Source organism: Bradyrhizobium sp. USDA 4538, assembly GCF_024171045.1.
In the GTDB taxonomy this organism is placed as follows: Bacteria; Pseudomonadota; Alphaproteobacteria; order Rhizobiales; family Xanthobacteraceae; genus Bradyrhizobium; species Bradyrhizobium australafricanum.
In genome coordinates this window covers 608,895-632,428 of the sequence record NZ_JALJZE010000001.1, presented here as the reverse complement: position 1 = coordinate 632,428, position 23,534 = coordinate 608,895, and the positions used below count along the sequence as shown (strand labels likewise).

Sequence of the window (23,534 nt, the reverse complement as noted above, 5' to 3'; positions counted from 1 at the left end):
AGCATGACCTATGCGCTGGTTGCCGGCGTGCTGTTCGGGCTGTATTTCAGCCTGGTCGGCATCGGTCTCAATCTCGTGTTCGGCGTCATGCGCATCGTCAACCTTGCGCATGGCGACATCCTGATGCTCGGCGCCTTCATCGCGCTCGGCGTGGTCGGCCTCGCCGGCATCGACCCGCTGTTCGCGGTGCCGCTGGCCTTCGTGGTCTTCGTGCTGGTGGGCGTGCTGCTGTACTGGGTGCTGGTGCCGCGGCTGCAGGGCTCGGCCAATCCGGAAATGCTGTCGATCATCCTGTTCTTCGGCCTGTCGCAGGTGATCGAGGCCGTCACCACGATCTTCGCCGGCACCAGCGAGCGCTCGATCCAGAGCCGGCTGCTCGGCACCGTGTTCACGACCATCAAGGTGAAGTGGTTCGGCGGCAAGGCGGGCGGCGCAGGGCCGATCCAGATCTTCGGCCAGGGTTTTCCCGCGCCTTGGGTGATCGCGGCCATCACCAGCCTGATCGCGATCGCGCTGGTCTACCTCTATCTCTACCACACAAGGCTCGGCACCCTGACCCGCGCCGTGATGTCACGGCGCGACGAGGCGTTGGCGACCGGCATCGATGTCGATCGCGTCTCGGCGGCGGCGTTCGGTATCGGCCTCGGCATCGCGGCGGTCGCCGGCGTGTTCGCGCCTTTCATGTTCGGCTCGGTGACGCCGGCGTTCGGCGCCGACGCGACGGTGACGTCGTTTGCGATCGTCGTGCTGGGTTCGCTGGGCAATCCGCTCGGTACCGCGCTCGGCGGTGTCGTCTACGGTCTGTGCTACATGCTGGTGCAGACCTATCTCAGTTCCTGGGCCGACTTGCTGCCCTATGTGTTGTTGATCGTGATCCTGTTGTTGCGCCCGAGCGGTCTGCTCGGAAGGCGGGTGCGCGTTGCATAACGCCTCGAAGCACCTGCTGTTCATCCTGGCGCCGTTGGTGGTGGTGTTCGCACTGCTGCCCGGCGTCTATCAAAACCATCTGCTGCTGTTCAACTTCGTGATCTTCCTGATCCTCGCGCAAGGCGTGAACATCATCTATGGCTTCACCGGCTATCTGCCGTTCGGGTATGTCGGCTTCTTCGGCGCCGGCGCCTATGGCTTCGCCATCGTGGTGATGCATCTGCATACACCGGCGCCGCTCGCCGTGCTGGTCGGCGGCGTCGTGGCGGTTGCGCTCGGCCTGTTGCTGACGCCGCTGCTGCGGCTGTCGGGCGCGTATTTCGCGATCGCCAACCTCGCGGCCTCGCTCGCGGTGCTGCATTTCGTCGCCAACCCCGCGCTGGAGGGGATCACCAAGGGCCCCTACGGCGTGTCGCTCACCGGCACCTTCAACCCGACCCACGCCTACTATGCCGCGGTCGTCGTGATGGCGCTGACGGTCGGCGCCGTGGTCTATCTGAAGAACTCGCCGTTCGGGCTGGCGCTGCAGGCCGTGCGCGAGGATGCGGTGTCGGCCTCGATGGCCGGCGTCAATATCGTGAAGATGCGGGTGATTGCCTGGCTCGCCTCGGCGCTGGTCGCTGGCCTCGCCGGCGGCATCTACGCCTGGTACGTCTCGGTGTTCTATCCGGACAACGTGTTCTCCGGCGAGTTCTCGATCTTCGCGATCGTGTTCGCGCTGTTCGGCGGCGTTGCCACCATCACCGGCCCGATCGTCGGTGTGCTGATCCTTTACGGCATCTACAATCTGATCGGCTTCACCACGCCGCAATATTTCCAGCTGATCTATGGTCTTTTGATCATGGGCCTGGTGCTGTTCCTGCCCGCAGGACTGGTGTCGCTGGCAACCCGCAGGGGGTGGCATGTCCCCTGAGAAAAACCCGATCCTCAAGGTCTCGAAGCTGGTCAAGCGCTTCGGCGGTTTCCACGCTCTCGACGGCCTCAGCTTTCACGTCGTGCCGGGCGAGATCCTCGGTTTGGTCGGCCCGAACGGCTCCGGCAAGACCACGGCGATCAATGTGATCTCCGGTCTCTATGCGCCAGACGGCGGCGAGGTCGTGTTCGACGGCGCGTCCGCCGGCGGCGTCGCCTCGCACAAGCTCGTTCACCGCGGCATCAACCGCACCTTCCAGGTGCCGAAGCCGTTCCTGTCGCTCACGGTACGCGAGAACATCCAGGTGGCGCTGGCCTATGGCGGCGCGACCGGTGCGCCGTCGATTGCCGAACTGCTTGAGGATTTCAGGCTGAAGGAGGTCGCCGACCGTCCGGCCGCCGATCTCAACAGCGCGCAGCAGAAGATGCTCGATCTGACCCGTGCGCTCGCCACGCGGCCGCGGCTGCTGCTGCTCGACGAACTCGCGGCCGGCCTCAACCCGGCGGAGCTCGACTGGATCGCCGGCCGCATCAAGGCCTTGGCCGCGACCGGCATGGCGATCATCGTGGTCGAGCATCTGATGGGCTTCATCGAACAGATCACCGACCGCGTCATCGTGCTCAATGCGGGCAAGGAGATCTTCGAGGGCACGCTGGCGACCGCGGTACGCGAGCCGCAGGTGATCGAGGTATTTTTGGGAGGCGAGCATGCCCACTGATGCGGTGTCGCTTCTGGACACGAGGGGCGTCGATGCCGGCTACGGCACCATGCAGGTGCTGTGGGGCGTCGATCTCGACGTCCGCCCCGGCGAGACCGTGCTGCTGCTCGGCGCCAACGGCGCGGGCAAGACCACGTTCCTGAAGTCGCTGGTCGGCCTGATCGAGGCCCGCAGCGGCCACATCAAGCTCGGCGGTGAGGACATCACCAGGATGCGCTCGTCGGACCGCATGAAGCGCGGCATGACCTACATGTCGGAGCTTGCGGTGTTTCCCGACCTGTCGATCGAGGAAAATATCCGCGTCGGCGCGCAGGCGCTGGGCCATGCCAATCCGGGGGCGCGGGTCGACGAACTGTACGGCCTGTTCCCGGTGCTGCGCGACAAGCGCCGCGATCCCGCGTCCAGCCTGTCCGGCGGTCAGCGAAAGATGCTCGGCATCGCCAAGGCTCTGTCGGCCGAGCCGAAGCTGCTGGTGATGGACGAGCCCTCGGCCGGGCTGTCGCCGCTGTTCGTCAAGGAGGTGCTGCGCGCCTTGTCGAGCCTGCAGGGCCGCGGACTGGCACTCTTGATCGCGGAGCAAAATATCGGTTTTCTCGAGATTGCCACCCGCGTATTCGTGCTGGAAGGCGGGCGGATCCGCTTCTCCGGCACGGTTGCCGAGATGAGCGGCAATGAAGAGCTGCACCGCGCCTATTTCGGGCTGAAGTGATGCGAGGTGAGGCGCCGGCGGGCTGGAAATCGGCCTCGGTTCGCGCGACAATCAACTGCAAGCCATGAAGTGCAAGCCGTGAAGTGAAAGCCATGCCCAAGAATCCGACACTCGCCTCCCTGGCCGCCGATCTCGCCGGCGGCGCGACCTCTGCCCGCAAGCTCGTCGAGCAGTGCATCGCCAAAATCGCTGATCCCTCAGGCGAGGGCCAACGCACCTTCATCCATGTCGACCGCGACGCCGCGCTCGAGGCCGCCGACGCCATGGACCGGCTGCGCAAGGCCAATGCCGCGCCGTCGCCATTTGCCGGCATTCCGGTTTCGATCAAGGACCTGTTCGACATCAAGGGGCAGGTGACGCGGGCGGGCTCGCGCGCGCTGGAGGATTCCGCGCCGGCGGATGCCGATGCACCTGTCGTGGCGCGGCTCAAGCGCGCCGGCTTCATCGTGATCGGCCGCACCAACATGACCGAGTTCGCCTATTCCGGCATCGGCATCAATCCGCATTACGGCACGCCGAAGAGCGCCTGGAACCGGAGCGCCGGCCACGTGCCGGGCGGCTCGTCCTCGGGGGCGGCGGTCTCGATCGCGGACGGCATGGCGTTCGGCGCGCTCGGTACCGATACCGGCGGCTCCTGCCGGATTCCCGCCGCCTTCAACGGCATCGTCGGCTACAAGCCGACGCAACGCCGGATTCCGCTCGATGGCGGCGTGCCGCTGTCGTTCACGCTCGACAGCTACGGCCCGCTGGCCAATTCGGTGGCCTGCTGCGCCGCGCTCGACGCGGTGCTGGCGGATCAGCCGGTGACGCCGGTCTCGCCGCGCCCGGTGAAAGGCATGCGGCTCGCGGTGCCGACCACGGTCGCTCTCGACGACCTCGACGAGGCCGTCGCGAAAACCTTCGAGCGCGCGCTCGCGGCGTTGTCGCGCGCAGGCGCCTTGATCGAGCGGATCGAGGTGCCCGAATTGCTCGATGTCGGCGTCATGAACGCCAAGGGCGGCTTTGCCGCCGCCGAAAGCTATGCCTGGCATCGCTTCCTGCTGGCCAGCAAGGGCGACATCTACGATCCGCGCGTCGCCGTGCGTATCCAGCGCGGCGAGGGCTTTCCGGCCGCCGACTATATCGATCTGCTCAACGCACGCCGCTCCTTCATCGCCCGTACCGAGAAGCGGATCGCGCCCTATGATGCGATGGTGCTGCCGACCACGGCGAACCTGCCGCCTACGATCGCCAGCCTCGCCGACGACAAGGCGTTCGCCACCGAGAATTTGCGCGCGCTGCGCAATTGCACGCTGATCAATGTGCTCGACGGCTGCGCGATCTCGCTGCCCGCGCATCACGAGGGCGAGGCGCCGGTCGGCCTGATGCTCGCCGCCGCGGGCGGTTCGGATCGGCGCATTTTCGAGCTCGCTGCCGGAATGGAGACCGTGATCCGTGTTTGATCTCACCTTCAATGTCGACGACAAAGGCGTCGCCACTCCGCTCACACTGGAAATCAGGCAGGCCGTGATCGCCGGCTGGACCGGCCGCGATCCGGTGGCGCGCGACAAGCACATCGCCGAGCTCGAGGCGCTCGGCATCGCGCGGCCCGCGACCACGCCGATCTACTACCGCTGCTCGGCGCGCCGGCTCACCTTCGCCGATGCCATCGAAGTCTGCGGCGAGGACTCGAGCGGCGAGGTCGAGTTCGTGCTGATCGGCTGGCAGGGCCGCATCTTCGTCGGCTGCGGCTCCGACCACACCGACCGCAAGGTCGAGAGCTACAGCGTCACGGTGTCGAAGCAGATGTGCGACAAGCCGATGGCATCGGAGCTGTGGGAACTCGAGGACGTGATCGGCCACTGGGACCAGCTGGTGCTGCGTTCCTGGGCCGTGATCGGCGGCCAGCGCGTGCTCTACCAGGAAGGCACGCTCGATCACATGCTGCCGGTGAAGGACCTGATCGCGCGCGGCTTCGACCAGGGTGCGCTGCCCGACGGCTGCGCCATGTTCGGCGGCACCTTCGCGGCCAAGGGCGGCATCCGCCCGGCCAGCCGGTTCGAGTTCGAGCTGGAGGATCCGGTGCTGAAGCGGAAGATCAGCCACGGCTACGACGTGGTGACGCTGCCGGTGAGGGGCTGATTGCTCGCCGCGTTGTTGTTGTGAGGGAGATGACCGACGCTTTCTCCACGTGCGTCGTCCCGGCGCAAGCCAGGACGACACCGTAATTGTGGTGACGTTCTCTGCATCTTTTCGATCGGAAATCGGGTGGCGCTGGCCGCAATCAGGGGCCAGATTCCGTCCCATGACAGCAACAGCCAAAACCATTACCCGCCCATCCACCGGCATCCCGGCCCGCGTCGACGGGCTCGACTGGGACCAGATCAAGACCGACCTCGACGATCAGGGATGCGCCGTCCTCAACGGCCTGCTGACGCCTGAGGAATGCGATGCCATCGCCGCGCTGTATCCCGACGACAGCCAGTTCCGTAGTCGGATCGTGATGGGCCGTCACGGCTTCGGTCGCGGCGAGTACAAATACTTCTCCTATCCGCTGCCGGACCTGATCGCGGAGCTGCGGCCCGCGCTCTATGCGCGGCTGACCGCGACAGCCAATCGCTGGAACGAGACGATGGGGATCGAGATCAGCTACCCGCCGTCGCATGCGGCGTTCCTGAAGCGCTGCCATGACGCCGGACAGACGCGACCGACGCCGCTGCTGCTGCAATATGGCGAGGGCGACTACAACTGCCTGCATCAGGATCTCTATGGCGAGCATGTGTTCCCGATCCAGGTCGCGATCCTGCTGTCGCAGCCCGGGCGCGATTTTACGGGTGGCGAATTCGTGCTGACCGAGCAGCGGCCGCGGATGCAGTCGCGGCCCGAGGTGGTGCCGCTCACCAAGGGCGATGCGGTGGCCTTTGCCGTGCATCATCGACCGGTGCAGGGGACGCGCGGACCGTATCGTGTCAATCTGCGCCACGGCGTCAGCAGGATTCGCTCCGGCCATCGCCACACCGTTGGTGTGATCTTCCACGACGCGAAGTGAGTGCGAGAGAGGCGTGGCCACCGATCTGTTCGAGACCATTGGCGATGCCCGGCCATCGCGCGAGACGATCGCGGATGGCGCGGTGCTGTTGCGCGGCTTTGTCCGGCCGTTCGAGGCCGAGCTGATCCCGGCCTTGCGTGCCATCGTCAAGCAGGCGCCGTTCCGGCATCTGATCACGCCGGGCGGCCACCGCATGTCGGTCGCGATGACCAATTGCGGCAGCGTCGGCTGGGTCTCCGATCCCAGCGGCTATCGCTATGATCCGATCGATCCCGTCTCGGGACAACCCTGGCCTGAAATGCCGGAGGTGTTGCGCAGGCTCGCCGCCGACGCCGCTGATGAAGCCGGCTTCAACGGCTTCGCGCCTGAGGCCTGCCTGATCAATCGCTACGTCCCCGGCGCAAAACTGTCGCTGCATCAGGACAAGGACGAGCTCGACTACCGCGCACCGATCGTGTCGATCTCGCTCGGGCTGCCGGCGATCTTCCTGTTCGGCGGCCTGCAGCGCAGCGACACGCCGCGCCGCTATCGACTCGAACATGGCGACGTTGCGGTGTGGGGCGGCTCGTCACGGCTATTTTATCACGGCGTGGCACCGCTCGCAGATGGCGAGCACAGCGTGCTCGGCCGCCAGCGCATCAATTTGACCTTCCGCAAGGTGCGCTGAACCGCCGGGTGGTCTAGACTTGGCGGATGACCACCAAGGCCGACCGCGCCGTCAACCGTACCGGCGTCTATCTCGCCGTGCTGCAGCTCGTCTTCACGCTGGGCTGGACCACTTATCTGATCTATCTGCCGAAGCTGTGCGCCGATGTCGGCATCGCGCCGTCGACCGTGATCCTGATCCTGATGATGGATCAAGGCATCTTCACCGTCACCGACACGGCGATGGGCATGGCCGCCGACAGGATCTCGAGCCTGGTCGGCCGCCTTGGCTTGTTTGTCGGTATCCTTGCCGCGATCTCCTGCGCCGCCTTCGTCGCATTGCCTTACGTCGCCGGCACCGGGCCGGGCGCGAGGGTCTGGCTGATCGTGCTGATCGTGATCTGGGCCGTGACGTCGTCGGCCTTGCGGGCGCCGCCGCTGACGCTGCTCGGCAAGTATCGCGCGCAACCCTCGGTGCCGTTCCTCGCGGCGCTGGCGATGCTGGGTTATGGCATCGCGGGCGCGGTCTCGCCCTATCTTGGCGTCGTGCTGCGCAACCAGGATGCACGGCTGCCGTTCGTGCTGTCAGGCGCGGTGCTGCTGCTGACCGCGCTCGCCTTCTCAGGCGTCGAGCGCCGCATCGCGGCAGAGGCGCAGCCGGCGCGGCTGGCGCCCCCGGCGAAGCGGCTCGGGGCGGTGCCGATGTTCCTGATCGGATCGATGGTGCTGCTGTCGCTCGGCTACCAGCTGCACTTCAACATCAACAGCGCGCCGTTCTATTTGCGCTTTGCCAAGGCGGACGAGCTGCAATGGCTGATGCCGGTATTCTGGATCGGCTTCAACATCGCGATGTTTCCGGCAAGCATCGTCGTCAAGCATCGCGGCGGCCTGATCGTGATGGGCGCGGCGGGACTGCTCGGTGCCTTTGCGATCATCGCCGCCGAGATCGCCGGCAGTCTCAACGTCCTGATCGTGGCGCAATTCATGGCGGGGGCCGCTTGGGGCTGCATGCTGATGAGCGCGGTGTCCGCGGCGCTCGCGATCGGGGAGACCGGCGCGGAAGGCAAGGTCACCGGCCTCGTGTTCTCGGCGCTGGCGCTTGCGACCTTTGCGCGGATGGCGGCCGTCGCGGGTGGCCTGCAGAAGATGCCGGACTATGCGCCGCTGGTGCATTGGGCGCCGGTCGCCTGCTGGTCGGTCGCCGGCGCCGGCCTGCTCGTGATCGCCGCGTCACGGGTGCAACGCGGGGTGAAAAGCGCTTAGCGTTGTCATTCCGGGGGCGAAACGAACCCGGAATCTCGAGATTCCGGGTTCGATGCTGCGCATCGCCCCGGAATGACGAGCGTTTGGCTTAGTTATTCCGCGCCGGATGGATGAACGCCCAGGGCGAGACTTCCGAATCCGTCGGCACTTCCACCGAGATCACGTAAGGCCCGCCGTCGGCCAGCGCCTTCTCCAGCACGGGGCGGAAGTGATCCGGCGAGGTGACCCGCGCGGCGCCGACACCGAAGGATTCTGCAAGCTTCACGAAATCCGGATTCACCAGGTCGGAGGCGACGACGCGGCCGTCGAAGCGCTCGCGCTGGTCGCGGCGGACATTGCCATAGGCGTTGTTGTTGAACACCAGCGTCACCACGGCGATCTTGAACTGCACGGCGGTGGCAAGCTCCTGCACGCCGAACATGAAGCCGCCGTCGCCGGTGATCGCGACCACCGGCTTGTCCGGATTGGCGACCTTGGCGCCAAGCGCGGTCGGGAAACCCGAGCCGAGCGTGCCCTGATAGCCCGAGGTGACGAAGGTCCGCGGCTCGTAGATCGGAAAGCCGTACCAGGAGGCGAAACCGACCTGCGACAGCTCGTCGGTGACGATGGCGCTCGCCGGCAGCACCTCGCGCAGGATCTTCAGATAGGCCATCTGCGGCTGGATGCGCTGGATCTCCTGCTCGGTCGCGGCCGTCGCCTCGCGGATCGCGGCGCGGCGGCCGGAGGTCCTGCGGTAGCCCACCTTGCGCACAGCGGCGGCGAGATCGGCGGTGCCGGCCTTGGCGTCCGCGATCACGCCGGCATCGGCCGGCCAGCGCCGCAGCTCGACCGGATCGATGTCGATGCGCACGCATTTCAGTCCGGCGGGCTGGTAGGGCCAGCGCGACATCGTCGGCAGCTCGAGGCGCGTGCCGATGCCGATCATCAGGTCGGTCTTCGGCCAGAGCTTGTAGGCCGAAGCCATGGTGAGCCCGAGTTCATGCGCGTTGGAGACGATGCCGCGGCCGCTGCGGAATGCGACGACCGGTGCGTCGATCATCTCGGCCAATTCGAGGATTTCCTCGCGCGCCTCGATGGCGCCGCTGCCGACGAAGATCATCGGCGCCTTGCTGCCGGCGATCAGGTCGGCGGCCGCCTTGATGCGGTCCGCATCGGGCTGCGGCGCCGGCAACGGATCGAACGGCTTGACGGGCGCGACCTGGGTGCGCTGGGTGAACACGTCCCACGGCATCTCCAGCGAGGCCGGGCCACGCCGGCCCGACAGCATCTCCTGGAACGCGCGCGACACCAGCGCGGGCGCGTTGTCGGGGTATTCGATCCGGTCGGCCCATTTCACGAAGGTGTGCAGCGTCGCCAGCTGGTCCGGCATCTCGTGCAGATGGCCGCGGCCCTTGCCGAGGAACTGCGTCGGCACCTGGCCGGTCAGGCACAGCACCGGCTCGTTGCAGCCGAATGCGGTGAGCAGCGCCGCCGAGGCGTTGAGCACGCCGGGGCCGGGCACCACGCTGAACACGCCGGGCTTGCCGCTGGAGCGCGCATAGCCGAACGCCATGTAGCCGCAGGCCTGTTCATGCCGGGCGCCAATCACCTTGAGCTGGGCCTGGTGGAAGGCATCGAACAGGCCATAAATCTGCGCGCCGGGCAGGCCGAACACGGTGTCGACGCCGTGGGCGACGAGGCCGTTGACGATCGCTTCGCCGCCGGATGTTGAGGTCATGGCACTGTCCACTTGCTGGTGAGGTTAGTTGGCTTCGTCGACGACGCTGTTGCGCAGGACGCCGACGCCTTCGGCCTCGACCTCGACGACATCGCCGGGCTTCAGATAGCGCGGCGGATCGAACCGCGCACCTGCACCGGTCGGGGTGCCCGTGACGATGATGTCGCCGGGAACCAGCGTCGTGAAGGTCGAGATGTAGTTGATGAGGTAGCGGAAGCCGAAGATCAAGCGCGAGGTGCGGTCGTCCTGGCGGGTCTCGCCGTTTACCCGCGTGGTCAGGCGGATATCGGCGATCTGCTCTTCACCGGTGTAGGGCACGATCCACGGGCCGAGGCTGCCGGTGGAATCGAAGTTCTTGCCCTGGGTGACGTTGAACTTGGCGTGCCGCACCCAGTCGCGGATGGTGCCTTCGTTGCAGAGCGTGATCGCGGCGATGTGATCGAGCGCGGCGCTCTCCGCAATGTGCCGGCCGGCCTTGCCGATCACCAGCACCAGCTCGCCCTCATAGTCGAGCTGCGGCGAGATGCGCGGCCGCACCACCGGCGTGTTGTGGCCGACGAAGGAACGCGGCACCCGCAGGAACATGCTCGGGTATTTCGGCGCGTCCGAGCCGTCCTTGTATTCGGCATTGCGGTCCGGGTAGTTGACGCCGATGCAGATGATCTTTTCCGGCGCCGGGATCGGCGGTTGCCACGCGACTGCGTCGAGCGCATGGTCGGGCGCGCGCCTGGCGGCATCCTCCACGAGCCTGCTCAGCGCGCCGGCGGCGATCGCCTCGCGCAGCGTCGGATAGTCCTTGGCGAAGCGCGACGAGAGGTCGACGATGCCGGTGTCGGTGACGACGCCATAGCTGGTGGCGCCGTTGAAGGAATAGGTGGCGAGGCGAGGAGAGGGCATTAGTAGTCCCATAATTGGTGTCGTCCCTGCGAAAGCACTAGGGCATTTACACATCTCTTCGAGGCTAGAAAACCGACTCATCATCAAGGGGTTAGCTACTAGGCGAGAGCCGAAATCGGCGGGCGCAACCCTAGTGCAGATGAGTAAGTTCTCTGCGGTTTTCGGCCAACTCTTTGAGAAGACTCCGGAAAGACTGCGGAGGATATGTATATACGCTAGTGCGAAAGCAGGGACGACGTGAGGAGGAAGGCGCGCACTAGTCCGCGACCAGCACGTCGGCGACGAAGCGCGGCTCGCGCACCGCCTGGCCGGCGAAGGTCGAGCCTTCCTCGAACCAGGAGCGCGGCGCCGGCGCGCCCCACAGCGTCTGGCGGCGCGGATCGCGCAGCGACCAGCGCAGCGGCTCATGGTCGTGATCGCCGGTGAAGTAATCGCTGGTGTAGAGCTCGATGCGGTGACCATCGGGATCGCGGATGTACAGGAAGAAGGCGTTGGAGATGCCGTGCCGGCCAGGGCCGCGCTCGATGTTCTTGAGGTAGCCGGAGGAGGCCATCACGTCGCAGAGATGCACGATGTTCATCGCGGTCGGTACCCAATAGGCGATGTGGTGCAGGCGGGGGCCACGGCCGTTGGTGATGGCGAAGTCGTGGACGTTGCCCTTGCGGTGCATCCAGGCGGCTGCGATGCGGCCGTTGTCGCCGTCCTCCTCGGCATATTCGGTGAGGCGGAAGCCGAGCCGGGCGTAGAAATCGACTGTGTCCTGCACCTCGGCGGCGAACACGTTGAAATGGTCGAGCCGCTGCGGATGGCAGCCCTTGTAGAGATCGTAGCGGCGCAGCAGGTGCGGGCGCTTCTCCATCGTGGCGTAGAGCTCGATCTGGAAGCCGAACGGATCGGTGAATTGCAGCGTGCGGCCCTGGAACGGCTGGTCGACGAAAGCGTAGGCGATGCCGTTCTCGGAGAAGAAGGCGGCCGCCTTGTCGAGGTCGCCGTCATTGCCGACCTTGAAGCCAAGCCGGTTGCAGGCCGCCTTCGGCGCCTTGCGCAGCACCACCGAGTGATGCTGGTGCTCCTCGCTGGCGCGCAGATACACCGACTTGTCGTCGCGGTTCTCGATGTGGAGGCCGACCGTCTTCTCGTAGAAGGCGGCGCTCTTGTCGAGATCCGTGACGTCGAGCACGGCATGGCTGCAGCGGATGATGTTGAACGGCGGATCGAAAACGTGTGTCGGAACGGGCATCGGTGTTTCCCCTCAATTTTATTGTCATTCCGGGGCTCGCGAAGCGAGAACCCGGAATCTCGAGGTTCCGGGTTCGATGCTGCGCATCGCCCCGGAACGACGGCTGGCTAAATTCCCAGTTTCTGAATCTTGTGCGTCCCGCGGGCGAGCGAGACGTGCTTGGTTTCCATGTAGAAGTCGAACGAGTAGTCGCCGCCGTCGCGGCCGATGCCTGACGACTTCATGCCGCCGAACGGGGTCGGCAGATGGCGGACGTTCTCCGAATTGAGCCAGATCATGCCGGCTTCCAGCGCATCCGCCACGCGCAGCGCGCGGCCCATGTCTCCGGTCCAGACATAGCCGGTCAGGCCGTACTGCACGCCGTTGGCGATCTCGATCGCCTCTCGCTCGTCCTTGAACGGGATCACGGTCAGGAACGGGCCGAACACCTCCTCCTGCGCGACCCGCATCTTGGCGTTCGCGCCGGTTACCAGCGTCGGCTGCACATAGTGGCCGCCGCCGGGACCGTCATGCGGCTTGCCGCCGACCGCGATCGTGGCGCCGTCGTTCTTGGCGACGTCGAAATAGCTGCACACCTTGGCGAGATGCCGCTCATGGATCAGCGGCCCGATCTCGGTGGCCGGATCGAGGGGGTGGCCAACCTTGAGCGCCTTTACGCGTTGGGTCAGCTTCTCGATGAACTTGCCGGCGACGCTCTCCTGAACCAGCAGCCGGCTCGACGACGTGCAGCGCTCGCCATTGAGCGAGTAGATCATGAACACGACGGCGTCGAGCGCGCGGTCGAGATCGGCATCATCGAATACGATCACCGGGTTCTTGCCGCCGAGCTCGAAATGCACCCGCTTCAAGGTCGGCGCGCCCTGCGCCATGATCGCTGAGCCCGTCGCGCTCTCGCCGACGAAGCCGATCGCCTTGATGGCGAGGTGCTCGGTCAGCGCCTTGCCGGCCTCTTCGCCGAAACCATGCACGGTGTTGAGCACGCCGTCGGGGATGCCGGCCTGTTTTGCGAGTTTGACCAGCAGATCGGCGGTGACGGGCGACCATTCCGCCGGCTTGTGCACCACGGTGCAGCCGGCCGCGAGCGCCGGCGCGATCTTCCAGGTCGAGAGCATGAACGGCGTATTCCACGGCGTGATCACGCCGACCGGGCCGATCGGCACGCGGGTCGAGATGTTCCAGTGCTCGTCCGAAGGCGTGTTGAGACCGTCGCGGGCCTCGCCGCATTTGTCGGCGAAGAAGCGGAAATTCTCCGCGGCGCGGATCGCGGCCTTGGCCATGAAGCGGTGCGCCTGGCCGGTGTCGATGCATTCGAGCACGGCGATGTCGTCGGCGCGCGCCTCGATCGCATCGGCGACGCGATGCAGCAGCTTGCGGCGCTGCGCCGCCGGCATGTCGCGCCAGGCCTTGAAGGCCTTGGACGCCGCGGTTGCGGCACGGTCGATATCCTCGGCATGGCCGCGTGCGACCGTCGCCAGCACCGTGCCGTCAATCGGCGATCTCGTCTCGAAGGTCTGGCCGGAGGCCGCCGGCACGATCTTGCCGTCGATCACATGGCCGATGCCTTCGGCTTTCAAGCTTGCAAGCAGCGGGCCGGCGCGATCGCGGTTGGCCTGGAACACGTCGGCTGGCGATTTCGCTGTCGCTTTATCCATTGACCGTCTCCACCTTCAGTGCGTCGTGGATGTTGTTGCGTTTCCAGCTAGTTTCCTTGTCGTTGATCTGCATGTCGAACGACAACGCGAATTTGCTGTTGGCGAAGACCGGATCGAGATGAGCCGATAGCGCCTTGAAGATGTACTCGCCGGCCTTCTTGCGGGTGGCGAGATCGCGGCCTTCGCCGAGCCGCAGCACCATGTCGAGGAAACCGTAATTCTTGCGGCCGTCGGCGATCGCATAGTGCTCGCATCTGACGGCGCGGACGCGGATGCCGCCGAGCGGGAAGATGCCAGTCTCGACCGCGGCCTTGCGGACCAGTTCGACCGTCGCGCTCATGTCGACGAGATCGTCGAGATTGGCGGAGTATTCAAGCGTGAAATGCGGCATGCAGCGCTCCTGCTGAAGGCGTCAGGCGAAGTAGCAGCTTACGGAACCGTACGGTCCGTAGTCGGCCTGGATGGTGTCGCCCTTGCGGGTCTCGATCGGACGGATGAAGGAGCCCGCCAGCACGACCTGGCCGGCTTCCAACGCCAGCCCGTTCGGCGCGATCTTGTTGGCGAGCCACGCCACCGCGGTCGCCGGATGATTCAACACGCCGGCGGCCAGACCGGTTTCCTCGAGCTGGCCATTTCGGAAGCACAGCGCGCCGATCCAGCGCAGGTCGGCGTCCAGCGGGCGGATCGGCCGGCCGCCGAGCACGATGCCGGCATTGGCGGCGTTGTCGGCGATGGTGTCGAAGATCTTGCGGGTCGCCTTGGTCTCGGGATCGACGCGCTCGACCCTGGTATCCAGGATCTCCAGCGCCGGTACCACGAAATCGGTCGCGTTCAGCACATCGAACAGTGTGCAGTTCGGCCCGGTCAGGCGATGCTTCATCACGAAGGCAAGCTCGGCCTCGACGCGGGTGGCGATGAAGCGGTCGGTCGGGACCAGGCCGCCATCGGCGAAGAACATGTCGTCGAGCAGGATTCCGGAATCGGGCTCGTCGATATTGAGCGCGCTCTGCATCGCCTTCGAGGTCAGGCCGATCTTGTGGCCCTTGACGACGCGGCCCTGCGCCACCTTCATCTCGACCCAGGCCTTCTGAATCGCGTAGGCGTCTTCGAGGGTGATGCGGGGGTATTCCAGCGAGAGCTGGCGGATTTGCTTGCGGGTCTTTTCCGCGCCGTCGAGCCGTTCGGCGGCAGCGCGGATATCGTCCTTGGAGAGGGCCATGCGTGCTACACAAAAGTGGATGTCGGGAGATGATTAACATGTTAAGTGAATTCCCGCAAACTGAATCAAGGCATGTTGCAACGCAAAATTTCGTTGCGCAGGATTAGGTAATGGCGCGCAAAAATTCGAACGACATTCGGCCGGGGCAGGGCGAGGACGTGGCGGCGCGACGGACCCCGATGCGCGAGTTCTCGCGCTCGCTGCCGATGTCGCTGCTTCGCGCCCGCGAGGCGGTGATGCGGCAATTCCGTCCGTCGCTGCGCAATCACGGGCTGACCGAGCAGCAATGGCGGATCCTGCGCGCGCTCACCGCGGTCGACGAGATCGAGGTCACCGAACTCGCCCGCATGGCGTTTCTGCTCGGCCCGAGCCTGTCGCGAATCCTTCGCGATCTCGAGGGCCGCGCGTTGATCGAGCGCAAGGCAGCGGAGAACGACGCGCGGCGCGCGGTGGTTTCGATCTCCGCCAAGGGGTTGAAGCTGATCGAGGCGGTGGCGCCGACGTCGGAGACGATCTATGCCGAGATCACCCGGCGCTTCGGGGCGCGCAAGCTTGCCGAATTGCAGGAGATGCTGGGCGCGCTCGAAGCGAGCCTGGCCGGAATGGGCTCGTCCGATGACGCCGAGGTCGAGGCTGACGAGTAGCTTCGATCATGCGCGGCATTCGCGCTCAGGCCATGTAGGGCACGCGCGAAATCACGTTGATGGCGCGGAATTCGGCAATCCAGCCCGCGACCTTCGAGTGGGACCATTCGATATGGCGGCGCAAGATGGCTGCCGCCGCGTCGCCGTCACGCGTGCGCAAGGCCTCGATGATCACCAGATGCTCGTCCATGAAGGAATCGATCTGCGGCGCGGTCAGGGCGACCTGAATGTGCTTGCCGATCACGAAAGCGCAGTGGGTGCGCTTGAGGGCTTCGATCATCTCGCGATTGGCGCCGTAACCCAGGCAGCGGATATGGAGGTCGCCTTCGATCTCATCGAGTTCGCCGACGCCGACGCGGTCGCGGTGCTGGATCCCCTCGCGCAGCCGCTCCGCCATGCGGTCGAGCAGGGCGGCAGGAATTGTCGCCGTCGCGGATTTGAGGAGCAGCGGCTCGAGCGTTGCGCGCACCTCGAAGATGTCGCGGAGGCGGTCCTCGTCCAACGGCACCACGTACCAGTGCGCCTTGGCGCCCTTCTCGAGGATGCCGATCGCCTGCGCGCGCAGCAGCAGGTTGCGCGCCACCGTGCGCCCCACCCGGAAATGCCGCGCCAATGCGAGCTCGCTGACGCGGAAGCGTCCGAACAGCGACCGGTAAATGATCTCACGTTCGAGCTTGTAGTAGAGCGTATCCCAGGCGTCGCTGCGCACGGCATCGACGGGGCCGTCGGTCAGCCCGAACATTTCCGGTGTGATCGGGACGCGCCGAGGGTCGACCTTGCGCTTGCCGGCGATGACGCCGCGACCGTCGAACCGCCGCACCAGGCCGATATGCTCGAGCTGTTCGAAAGCCTGCCGCACCGGAGAGCGGCTGGAGCCGAACAAGGTCGCGATCGCCGATTCGGAAAGAACCGTGCCAGGTGGCACGTCACCAGCGCGGATGTGCTTTGCCAATGCGCTCTTGATCAGCGCGTAGGCCGGCTGTTTTCGTCTGGTTTGCGATTTCGCTCGTGGAATCGACATGGAATGGCTGCCCGCTGGCCACACTATCACGTGATCGCGTCATGGTCGCTCGTAGCAGGCATTTACGCACCTCTTCCAGCGAACTTTTGACTATTGCGTGCAATGTGCAATCATGTTTAGCTGGGTCAAACGCCAGATTGATGGTCGCCGTTGCACGGCTTGCGCGCTGCAGCGGTGCTCACGTTTGCTCGTCGCGCCGTTTGATGGCTGCGGACGGGCCAACAGATCGACGCGTCAGCTCGTCTCAACGCAGCCGACAGCAAGTTCGGCGCATCACAGGGAGGATGGAATGAAACTGACGAGACGTGAGTTTTCCGCCAGCTTGGCGGCAGGTCTCGCTGCACCCGCGCTGATGCGCAGCGCTTGGGCGCAGGGTGCGACGATCAAGATCGGCATGTGCGTGCCGGTGACCGGACCCGCGGCGGAGCAGGGGCTGTGGGCCCAGAACGGCGCCAAGCTGGCGCTGGCCGCGGTCAACAAGGCCGGCGGCGTGCTCGGCAAGCAGGTCGAACTCGTCATCGAGGACGATCAGACCACCAATCCGGGCATCGTGCTGGCATTCTCCAAGCTCGCCGCGCAATCCGACATCGTCGCCTTCCTCGGCTCGATCCGCTCGACCCAGGTGCAGGCGATGGCGCCCGACGTGATCAAGGTCGGCAAGCCGGTGATGATCGGCGGCACCAATCCCGACCTCACCCATTCCGGCAATCCCTGGCTGTTCCGCTTCCGTCCGAACGACAATTATTCCGGCCGCGTGATCGCCGACTTCGGCGTCAATACGCTCGGAAAGAAGAAATGGGCGATCGTGCATTCGACCGACGCCTTCGGCACGGCGGGCGGCAAGGCGCTCTCGGAAGCGCTGACCAAGCTCGGCGCGCCGCCGGTGCTCGACCAGGGCTATGCCAATCAGAGTCAGGACTTCACCCCGGTCGTACTGGCCGTGAAGCAGTCCGGCGCTGACGTGCTCGGCACCTACTTCACCTTCGAGAACGATCTCGGCATCTTTGCCCGGCAGCTGCGCCAGCTCGGCGTCAACATTCCCTGGGTCGGCTCGCCCTCGGTGGTGGCGGTCTCCTCGACCAAGCTCGCCGGCCCCGCGCTGTTCAACACCTACGGCGTCGCCGACTTCGCCGAGGATTCAAGCGATGCGGCGAAGGCGTTCGGCAAGGCCTATCGCGATGCCTACAAGACCGCGCCCGACAACCAGAGCGCTTGGCCCTACGATGCGATCACCATCCTGTCGGCGGCAATCAACAAGGCCGGCTCGACCGATCCGAACAAGATCCGCGACGCCATCCTCGCGACGCAGAAGTTCGCCGGCGCCGAGGGCGAGTACAATTTCGACAAGAACGGCGACGGTCTGCACGGCTACAATGTCGTGAAGAACGACAAGGGCAAGATCGTCTACGACAAGCATATCGACTTCAACGATTGATAGCGGTTCGGCCTCTCCGGGCCACCTCGGAGAGGCCGTTCGCCCGCGACACAATTTTCAGATCGAGCGCTCGTCATGGATCTCGTCCTCCAACTGCTCTTTACCGGCATCGGCATCGGCGCGGTCTACGCGCTGGTCGCGCTCGGTTTCGTGCTGATCTTCCGTGCCACCAACGTGGTGAACTTCGCGCAAGGCGAGTTCTCGATGGTCGCCGCCTATCTGATGGTGGTGTTCTCGGTCGATCTCGGCTGGCCTTACTGGCTGTCGTTCCTGATCGCGCTCGCCGGCATGGCGTTGTTCGGCGTCATCTTCAATCTCGGCGTCTATTATCCGCTGCGCAATCGCACCTATCTGCCCGTAATCATCGCCACCATCGGCGCCTCGATCCTGCTGTCGAACTCGGTGCTTGCGATCTACGGCCCGCAGCCGCAGGTGCTGCAGGGCTGGTTCGATACGCCCGGCATTCAGCTCGGCCCGGTCTATCTCGACAGCCAGTATCTTCTGATCATCGGCGTCACGATCCTCCTGGTGCTGTTCAATTTTTGGTTCTTCGAGAAGACGCTGCTCGGCAAGAAGTTGCAGGCGACCTCGCAGGATAAGGAAATGGCCTCGCTGCTCGGCATTTCCGTTTCCACCATGATCATGATCACCTTCATCTATTCGGCCGTGCTCGGCGGTCTCGCCGGCATCCTGGTGGCGCCGGTGCTGTTCGTCTCGATCCAGATGGGCTCGACGATTGCGCTGAAGGCGTTTGCCGCGACCATCATCGGCGGCTTCGGTGACGTTGCCGGCGCCATCGTCGGTGGCCTCGCGCTCGGTGTCATCGAGACGTTCGGCGCCGCCTATATTTCGGTGCCTTACAAGGACGGCTTTGCCTTCCTGGTGCTGATCGCTTTCCTGGTGTTCCGGCCGCAGGGCATCTTCGGCGAACGTGTCGCGGAGAAAGCATGAGCGTCAGCGACAACATGATCCCCGCGCCGGCCGTGCGCTCGAAGCCGCTGATCATCCGTCATCTGCCGTATTTCATCGGCGCCGCGGTGCTGGTGGCGCTCGCCGCCGGCATGCGGTTCGACGGGTACATCCTCAACATCCTGCTGCAGGCCACGACCTTCTCGATCGCGGTGTTCGGGCTGTCGGTCGTGCTCGGCCTGTGCGGCCAGATCAACCTGGCGCAGGCCGCGTTCTTCGGCTTCGGCGCCTATGTGGTCGGGCTCGGCACCGCGGACCTGCACCTGAACTTCTGGCTCTGCCTGGTTGGCGCCTGCGCGATCACGCTGATCGCCGGCGCGTTCCTCGGCATGTCGACGCTGCGGCTCGGCGGGCACTACCTTGCGATGGTGACGATCTCGTTCCAGCAGATCGTGACGCTGGTGATGATCAATGCCATCGGCGTGACCCACGGGCCGGACGGCGTCGCCAACATTCGCCGACCGGAGCTGTTCCAGTCCTCGCAGAGCTACCTGGCCTTCTGCGTCGCGATGCTCGCGATCGTCGGTTATCTAGTCTGGCATCTGCCTGATACCAAGCTCGGCCGCGCCATGCGCGCGGTGCGCGACAACGAGCTTGCGGCGGGCGTCAATGGCATCGACGTGTTCCGCACCAAGATCTACGCCTTCGGGCTGTGCGCGTTGCTCGGCGGTCTGGCCGGTGGCCTGTTCGCCGGCGGCTTCGCCTATGTCAGCCCGGACCAGTTCTCGTTCGCGGAATCGATCGTGTTCCTGACCATGTCGCTGCTCGGCGGCGTGGCCTCGCCGATCGGCTCGGTGATCGGTACGGGCCTCCTGATCCTGATCCCGGAATGGCTGCGCTTCCTGAAGAGCGTGCCAGGACTTTATCTGGCGATCTACGGCCTGTTCGTGATCCTGATCATCCGCTTCATGCCCGACGGCATCTGGGGTTTTGTGTCGGACGCATTCACGCGTTGGCGTGCGCACACCAAGGCGCCGCCGGCTGCGGCGGCCTTGCAGCTCAAGCCCGCGACGTCAGGCGGCGACATCGTGCTCGAGGTGACCGGACTCTCGAAGCATTTCGGCGGCCTCAAGGCGGTCGACGGCGTCGATATCGCGGTGAAGCGCGGCAGCGTGCATGCGCTGATCGGACCCAACGGCTCCGGCAAGACCACGACGCTGAACGTGCTGTCCGGTCTCTACAAGGCGACCGCGGGCAGGATCGTGCTCGACGGCACCGACATCACCAATATGGCGCCGCATCAGCGCACGGCGGCCGGCCTCGGACGCACCTTCCAGAACATCCGCCTGTTCCGCTCGATGACCGCGCTGGAGAATGTCGAGATCGGCGCCGAACGGCCCGGCAACACCATGATCGGGAAGGGCGAGGACGCGCTGACCGAGCGCGCGATGGAGGCGCTGACCTTCGTCGGGCTCGGTAACCGCGCCAACGAATTGATCTCGAGCTTCTCCTACGGCCACCAGCGCCTGATCGAGATCGCGCGGGCGCTGGCGTCGAACCCGACGCTGCTGCTGCTCGACGAGCCGGCGGCCGGTCTCAACTCGACCGAGAAGCTGGAGCTGCATGAGCTGCTGAAGCGCATCGCTGCCCAGGGCCTCACCATCCTGATCATCGATCACGACATGACGCTGGTGTCGGAAGCCGCCCAGCACATCACCGTGCTGAACTTCGGACGCCGCATCGCGGACGGCGAGTCCATGGCGGTGCTGCGCCATCCCGACGTCGTCTCCGCCTATCTCGGGAGCGAATGATGCCGCTGCTCGAAATCCGCAATCTCGTGGTCCGCTACGGCGAGATCGAAGCGCTGCGCGGCGTCACCATCGCCGTGGAGCAGGGCCAGGTGGTCACGCTGCTCGGCGCCAACGGCGCCGGCAAGTCGACCACGCTGCGCGCGATCTCAGGCCTCGCCAAGCCCGCCTCCGGCGACATTATGTTCGACGGCCACTCGATCGCGGGCCTCGGGCCGGAAGCGATCGTCCGGCTCGGCATCTCGCACGTGCCGGAAGGCCGCCGCGTGTTTCCGGGCCTCACCGTGAAAGAGAACATCATGCTCGGCGCGTCGAACCGGAAGGTGCCGGCGTCGCAGATCTCGCGCGAGGCCGACGCGATGTTCGACCTGTTCCCGGACATCCGCGCCTTTTCCAACGCGCTCGGCTGGACGCTGTCCGGCGGCCAGCTGCAGATGGTCGCGGTGGCGCGCGGCCTGATGGCCAAGCCGCGGCTGCTGCTGCTCGACGAACCGTCGCTCGGGCTGGCGCCTGTCATCGTGCAGGCGGTGTTCCGCATCATTTCGCAGATCAGGAAGGACACCACGGTCTTGCTCGTCGAGCAAAATGCGCGCATGGGACTTTCGGTCGCCGATCATGGCTTTGTCCTGGAAACGGGGCGGATCGTGCTGGGCGGCAAGCCCGACGAATTGTGGGGCAATGAGGCCATCGCCGCGGCCTATCTCGGCGGCCACGCCAAGACCCACGCCTGACAACGTCCCGTGCTTTACTGAGCGAGCTGGTTTTTCATGGTCACCATCAAGGTCGATAATCTCATCAACTTCGTGTCCGAGGTGTTTTCCCATTCGGAGTCCTCTCCGGAAGAGGCGAAGCGCATCGCGACCTATCTGACGACCGCGAACCTCACCGGGCATGACAGCCACGGCGTGATCCGTGTGCCCGTCTATGTCAGGTGGAAGAAGATGGGCTCGATCGTGCCGAACCAGACCCCCGAGGTGGTGGTCGACACGCCGTCGCTCGCGGTGGTCGACGGCAAGTTCGGCTATGGGCAGACCGTCACGCCGGTTGCGGTCAAGCTCGGCATCGAGAAGTGCAAGAAGGCGGGGCTTGCCGCGGTCGCGCTGCGCAACTCCGGTCATCTCGGCCGCGTCGGCGACTGGGCCGAGATGGCCGCGGCCGAAGGCCTTGTTTCAATTCATTTCGTGACCGCGGCCGGCTCGCTGCTGGTTGCGCCTTACGGCGGCGTCGAGAAGCGCCTGTCCACGGCGCCGTATTGCGTCGGCATTCCACGTCAGGGCCAGGATCCGATCGTGCTCGATTTTGCGACCTCGGTTGTGGCCGAGGGCAAGTGCCTGGTGGCAAGCCGCGGCGGCAAGAAGCTGCCGCCCGGCGCGCTCGTCGATGCCGACGGCACACTGAGCGAGGATCCGCACGTGCTGTATGGTCCGTACACGCCGGACGGACCGCGCGACCACACCAAGGGAACTGGCGCGATCCGCGCCTTCGGCGATCACAAGGGCTCGGGTCTCGCCTTCATCTGCGAACTGCTCGGCGGCGCGCTGACCGGCACCGGCGCGACGTCGTCGGACCGGCGCTTCGCCAACGGCATGATGGCGTTCTACATCGACCCCAAGGTGATCGACACCAGCAATTTCTTCGACGGCGAAATCACCCGCTACACTGATTTCATCCGCGCCACGAAGCCGATCGCGGGCACGGAGTCCGTGCTGATTCCGGGCGATCCCGAGCGGAAAACCCGTGCCGATCGCACCAGGAACGGCATCCCCTTGCCTGACGACACCTGGGCGGCGATAGTGAATACCGCGCGCGAAGTCGGCGTCAGCGAAGTTTCTATCCAGCGGGCGACCAGCTGAAAGCTCGTCCCCCCAATAAACCGCAAAGGGAAACGCGATCAATGGCAAACAAGGTCAAGCAAGTCTGGGCATCGGGCAAGGCGGTGGTGAACGCGTGGCTCGCGATCCCCTCGGGATTCTCCGCCGAAGTGATCGCGCAATGCGGCTTCGACAGCGTCACCGTCGACATGCAGCACGGTGTGCAGGATTATCAATCGATGGTGCAGTGCTTCCAGTCGATGCATGCCCATCCGGTGACGCCGATGGTCCGCGTGCCCTGGAATGAGCCCGGCATCATCGGCAAGGTGCTGGACGGCGGCGCCTACGGCGTGATCTGCCCGATGGTCAACACACCGCAGGAAGCCAAGAACCTCGTCTCCTACGCCAAATATCCGCCGAAGGGCGTGCGCTCCAACGGCCCGATCCGCGCCGGCATGTACGGCTCGGCCGGCACCTATCAGCAGACCGCCAACGACGAGATCGTGCTGCTGCCGATGATGGAGACCAAGACCGCGGTCGAGAACATGGAAGCGATCCTCGATGTCGAAGGCATCGACGGCGTCTATATCGGCCCGTCCGATCTCGGCTTCTCCTACGGTCTGGTGCCGAAGCTCGATCGCGATGAGCCGGAGATCCTCAAGATCTACGAGAAGATCATCAAGGAATGCGGCAAGCGCGGCCTCAATCCGGGCATCCACTGCTCGGGCGCCGAGGGCGCGGTGCGCGCGATCAACATGGGCTTCAAGCTCGTGACGCTGTCGAACGAGGTCGGCCTGATGCAGGTCTACGCCAAGATGCAGGTCAACGCGACCCGCGAGAAGTCCGGCGGCAAGGCGTAAGTTCTGTCCGCGATTTTAGCTCTGCTCCCTCGCCCCGCTCTCTTGTCCGCCGAAGCCCGGCTTCGGGCGAAGGCGGATGCGGGGAGAGGGTTGGGGTGAGGGGCCTCTATCCGGCGAG

General features: G+C 65.3%; 23 protein-coding genes. 16 read left to right on the top strand and 7 right to left on the bottom strand.

All coding sequences use genetic code 11. The annotated features are described in order from the left end of the window. Positions 1 to 3: 3 nt before the first annotated feature. The 9 genes from J2R78_RS02735 to J2R78_RS02695 all read left to right on the top strand — a co-directional run bounded on the left by J2R78_RS02735 (position 4) and on the right by J2R78_RS02695 (position 8,203). Positions 4 to 927, top strand: coding sequence for a branched-chain amino acid ABC transporter permease (locus J2R78_RS02735; RefSeq protein WP_050386056.1), 924 nt, complete (start codon positions 4 to 6; stop codon positions 925 to 927). Beyond that, positions 920 to 1,840: a branched-chain amino acid ABC transporter permease gene (locus J2R78_RS02730; protein ID WP_253609610.1), complete on the top strand. Its 921-nt coding sequence runs from the start codon at positions 920 to 922 to the stop codon at positions 1,838 to 1,840. Before J2R78_RS02735 ends, J2R78_RS02730 begins: the two co-directional genes overlap by 8 nt. Continuing rightward, a complete protein-coding gene (locus tag J2R78_RS02725; protein ID WP_092083309.1) occupies positions 1,830 to 2,558 on the top strand; it encodes an ABC transporter ATP-binding protein in 729 nt (242 codons plus the stop codon). The genes J2R78_RS02730 and J2R78_RS02725 overlap by 11 nt, the downstream gene beginning before the upstream one ends. Next, on the top strand, positions 2,548 to 3,267 hold the full coding sequence (locus tag J2R78_RS02720) for an ABC transporter ATP-binding protein (RefSeq protein WP_057015727.1): 720 nt from the start codon (positions 2,548 to 2,550) through the stop codon (positions 3,265 to 3,267). Before J2R78_RS02725 ends, J2R78_RS02720 begins: the two co-directional genes overlap by 11 nt. 92 nt (positions 3,268 to 3,359) lie before the next feature. Then, entirely contained in the window at positions 3,360 to 4,709 is a 1,350-nt protein-coding gene (locus J2R78_RS02715; RefSeq protein WP_253609609.1) for an amidase, read from the top strand. Continuing rightward, positions 4,702 to 5,388 carry a DUF2848 domain-containing protein gene (locus tag J2R78_RS02710; RefSeq protein ID WP_028331749.1) on the top strand — a complete coding sequence of 229 codons (687 nt, stop codon included), beginning with the start codon at positions 4,702 to 4,704 and terminating at the stop codon, positions 5,386 to 5,388. The genes J2R78_RS02715 and J2R78_RS02710 overlap by 8 nt, the downstream gene beginning before the upstream one ends. Before the next feature lie 163 nt (positions 5,389 to 5,551). Next, positions 5,552 to 6,295, top strand: coding sequence for a 2OG-Fe(II) oxygenase (locus tag J2R78_RS02705; protein WP_253609608.1), 744 nt, complete (start codon positions 5,552 to 5,554; stop codon positions 6,293 to 6,295). 13 nt (positions 6,296 to 6,308) lie between these two features. Continuing rightward, on the top strand, positions 6,309 to 6,962 hold the full coding sequence (alkB, locus tag J2R78_RS02700; RefSeq protein ID WP_057015725.1) for a DNA oxidative demethylase AlkB: 654 nt from the start codon (positions 6,309 to 6,311) through the stop codon (positions 6,960 to 6,962). A gap of 26 nt (positions 6,963 to 6,988) precedes the next feature. Beyond that, entirely contained in the window at positions 6,989 to 8,203 is a 1,215-nt protein-coding gene (locus tag J2R78_RS02695; protein ID WP_253609607.1) for an MFS transporter, read from the top strand. Positions 8,204 to 8,291: 88 nt separating this feature from the next. Here the strand turns inward: J2R78_RS02695 and J2R78_RS02690 are convergent, their stop codons facing one another. From J2R78_RS02690 to hpaH, 6 genes are all read right to left on the bottom strand, one after another. Further along, a complete protein-coding gene (locus tag J2R78_RS02690) occupies positions 8,292 to 9,920 on the bottom strand; it encodes a thiamine pyrophosphate-dependent enzyme (RefSeq protein ID WP_253609606.1) in 1,629 nt (542 codons plus the stop codon). 24 nt (positions 9,921 to 9,944) lie between these two features. Beyond that, positions 9,945 to 10,817: a fumarylacetoacetate hydrolase family protein gene (locus J2R78_RS02685; RefSeq protein ID WP_253609605.1), complete on the bottom strand. Its 873-nt coding sequence runs from the start codon at positions 10,815 to 10,817 to the stop codon at positions 9,945 to 9,947. 256 nt (positions 10,818 to 11,073) lie between these two features. Continuing rightward, positions 11,074 to 12,057: a 3,4-dihydroxyphenylacetate 2,3-dioxygenase gene (gene hpaD / locus J2R78_RS02680; protein ID WP_253609604.1), complete on the bottom strand. Its 984-nt coding sequence runs from the start codon at positions 12,055 to 12,057 to the stop codon at positions 11,074 to 11,076. Between the two features lie 107 nt (positions 12,058 to 12,164). Further along, positions 12,165 to 13,709, bottom strand: coding sequence for a 5-carboxymethyl-2-hydroxymuconate semialdehyde dehydrogenase (gene hpaE, locus J2R78_RS02675; RefSeq protein WP_253609603.1), 1,545 nt, complete (start codon positions 13,707 to 13,709; stop codon positions 12,165 to 12,167). Beyond that, complete coding sequence (locus tag J2R78_RS02670; RefSeq protein ID WP_253609602.1) at positions 13,702 to 14,100, bottom strand: 5-carboxymethyl-2-hydroxymuconate Delta-isomerase; 399 nt, start codon at positions 14,098 to 14,100, stop codon at positions 13,702 to 13,704. The genes hpaE and J2R78_RS02670 overlap by 8 nt, the downstream gene beginning before the upstream one ends. A 21-nt stretch (positions 14,101 to 14,121) precedes the next feature. Then, positions 14,122 to 14,928 carry a 2-oxo-hept-4-ene-1,7-dioate hydratase gene (hpaH, locus tag J2R78_RS02665; protein WP_141339477.1) on the bottom strand — a complete coding sequence of 269 codons (807 nt, stop codon included), beginning with the start codon at positions 14,926 to 14,928 and terminating at the stop codon, positions 14,122 to 14,124. Between the two features lie 110 nt (positions 14,929 to 15,038). Here hpaH and hpaR point away from each other — a divergent pair, with 110 nt between their 5' ends. Next, a complete protein-coding gene (gene hpaR, locus J2R78_RS02660; protein WP_057015717.1) occupies positions 15,039 to 15,572 on the top strand; it encodes a homoprotocatechuate degradation operon regulator HpaR in 534 nt (177 codons plus the stop codon). Between the two features lie 25 nt (positions 15,573 to 15,597). Here hpaR and J2R78_RS02655 read toward each other — a convergent pair whose 3' ends face one another. Beyond that, a complete protein-coding gene (locus J2R78_RS02655; RefSeq protein ID WP_092083321.1) occupies positions 15,598 to 16,593 on the bottom strand; it encodes a GntR family transcriptional regulator in 996 nt (331 codons plus the stop codon). Positions 16,594 to 16,882: 289 nt separating this feature from the next. On the opposite strand from J2R78_RS02655, the gene J2R78_RS02650 reads away from it, so the two are divergent. From J2R78_RS02650 to J2R78_RS02625, 6 genes are all read left to right on the top strand, one after another. Next, positions 16,883 to 18,028, top strand: a complete 1,146-nt coding sequence (locus J2R78_RS02650; protein WP_092083322.1) for an ABC transporter substrate-binding protein — start codon at positions 16,883 to 16,885, stop codon at positions 18,026 to 18,028. A 75-nt stretch (positions 18,029 to 18,103) separates the two neighbouring features. Beyond that, a complete protein-coding gene (locus J2R78_RS02645; RefSeq protein WP_016841141.1) occupies positions 18,104 to 18,979 on the top strand; it encodes a branched-chain amino acid ABC transporter permease in 876 nt (291 codons plus the stop codon). Beyond that, positions 18,976 to 20,748: an ATP-binding cassette domain-containing protein gene (locus tag J2R78_RS02640; protein WP_253609601.1), complete on the top strand. Its 1,773-nt coding sequence runs from the start codon at positions 18,976 to 18,978 to the stop codon at positions 20,746 to 20,748. The genes J2R78_RS02645 and J2R78_RS02640 overlap by 4 nt, the downstream gene beginning before the upstream one ends. After that, positions 20,748 to 21,476, top strand: coding sequence for an ABC transporter ATP-binding protein (locus J2R78_RS02635; RefSeq protein WP_057015754.1), 729 nt, complete (start codon positions 20,748 to 20,750; stop codon positions 21,474 to 21,476). The genes J2R78_RS02640 and J2R78_RS02635 overlap by 1 nt, the downstream gene beginning before the upstream one ends. 36 nt (positions 21,477 to 21,512) lie before the next feature. Next, positions 21,513 to 22,598 (top strand): malate/lactate/ureidoglycolate dehydrogenase, encoded by a 1,086-nt coding sequence (locus tag J2R78_RS02630; RefSeq protein WP_253609600.1) that lies wholly within the window; start codon positions 21,513 to 21,515, stop codon positions 22,596 to 22,598. 41 nt (positions 22,599 to 22,639) lie between these two features. Then, positions 22,640 to 23,416: an HpcH/HpaI aldolase/citrate lyase family protein gene (locus J2R78_RS02625; RefSeq protein ID WP_018270573.1), complete on the top strand. Its 777-nt coding sequence runs from the start codon at positions 22,640 to 22,642 to the stop codon at positions 23,414 to 23,416. Positions 23,417 to 23,534: the final 118 nt, after the last annotated feature.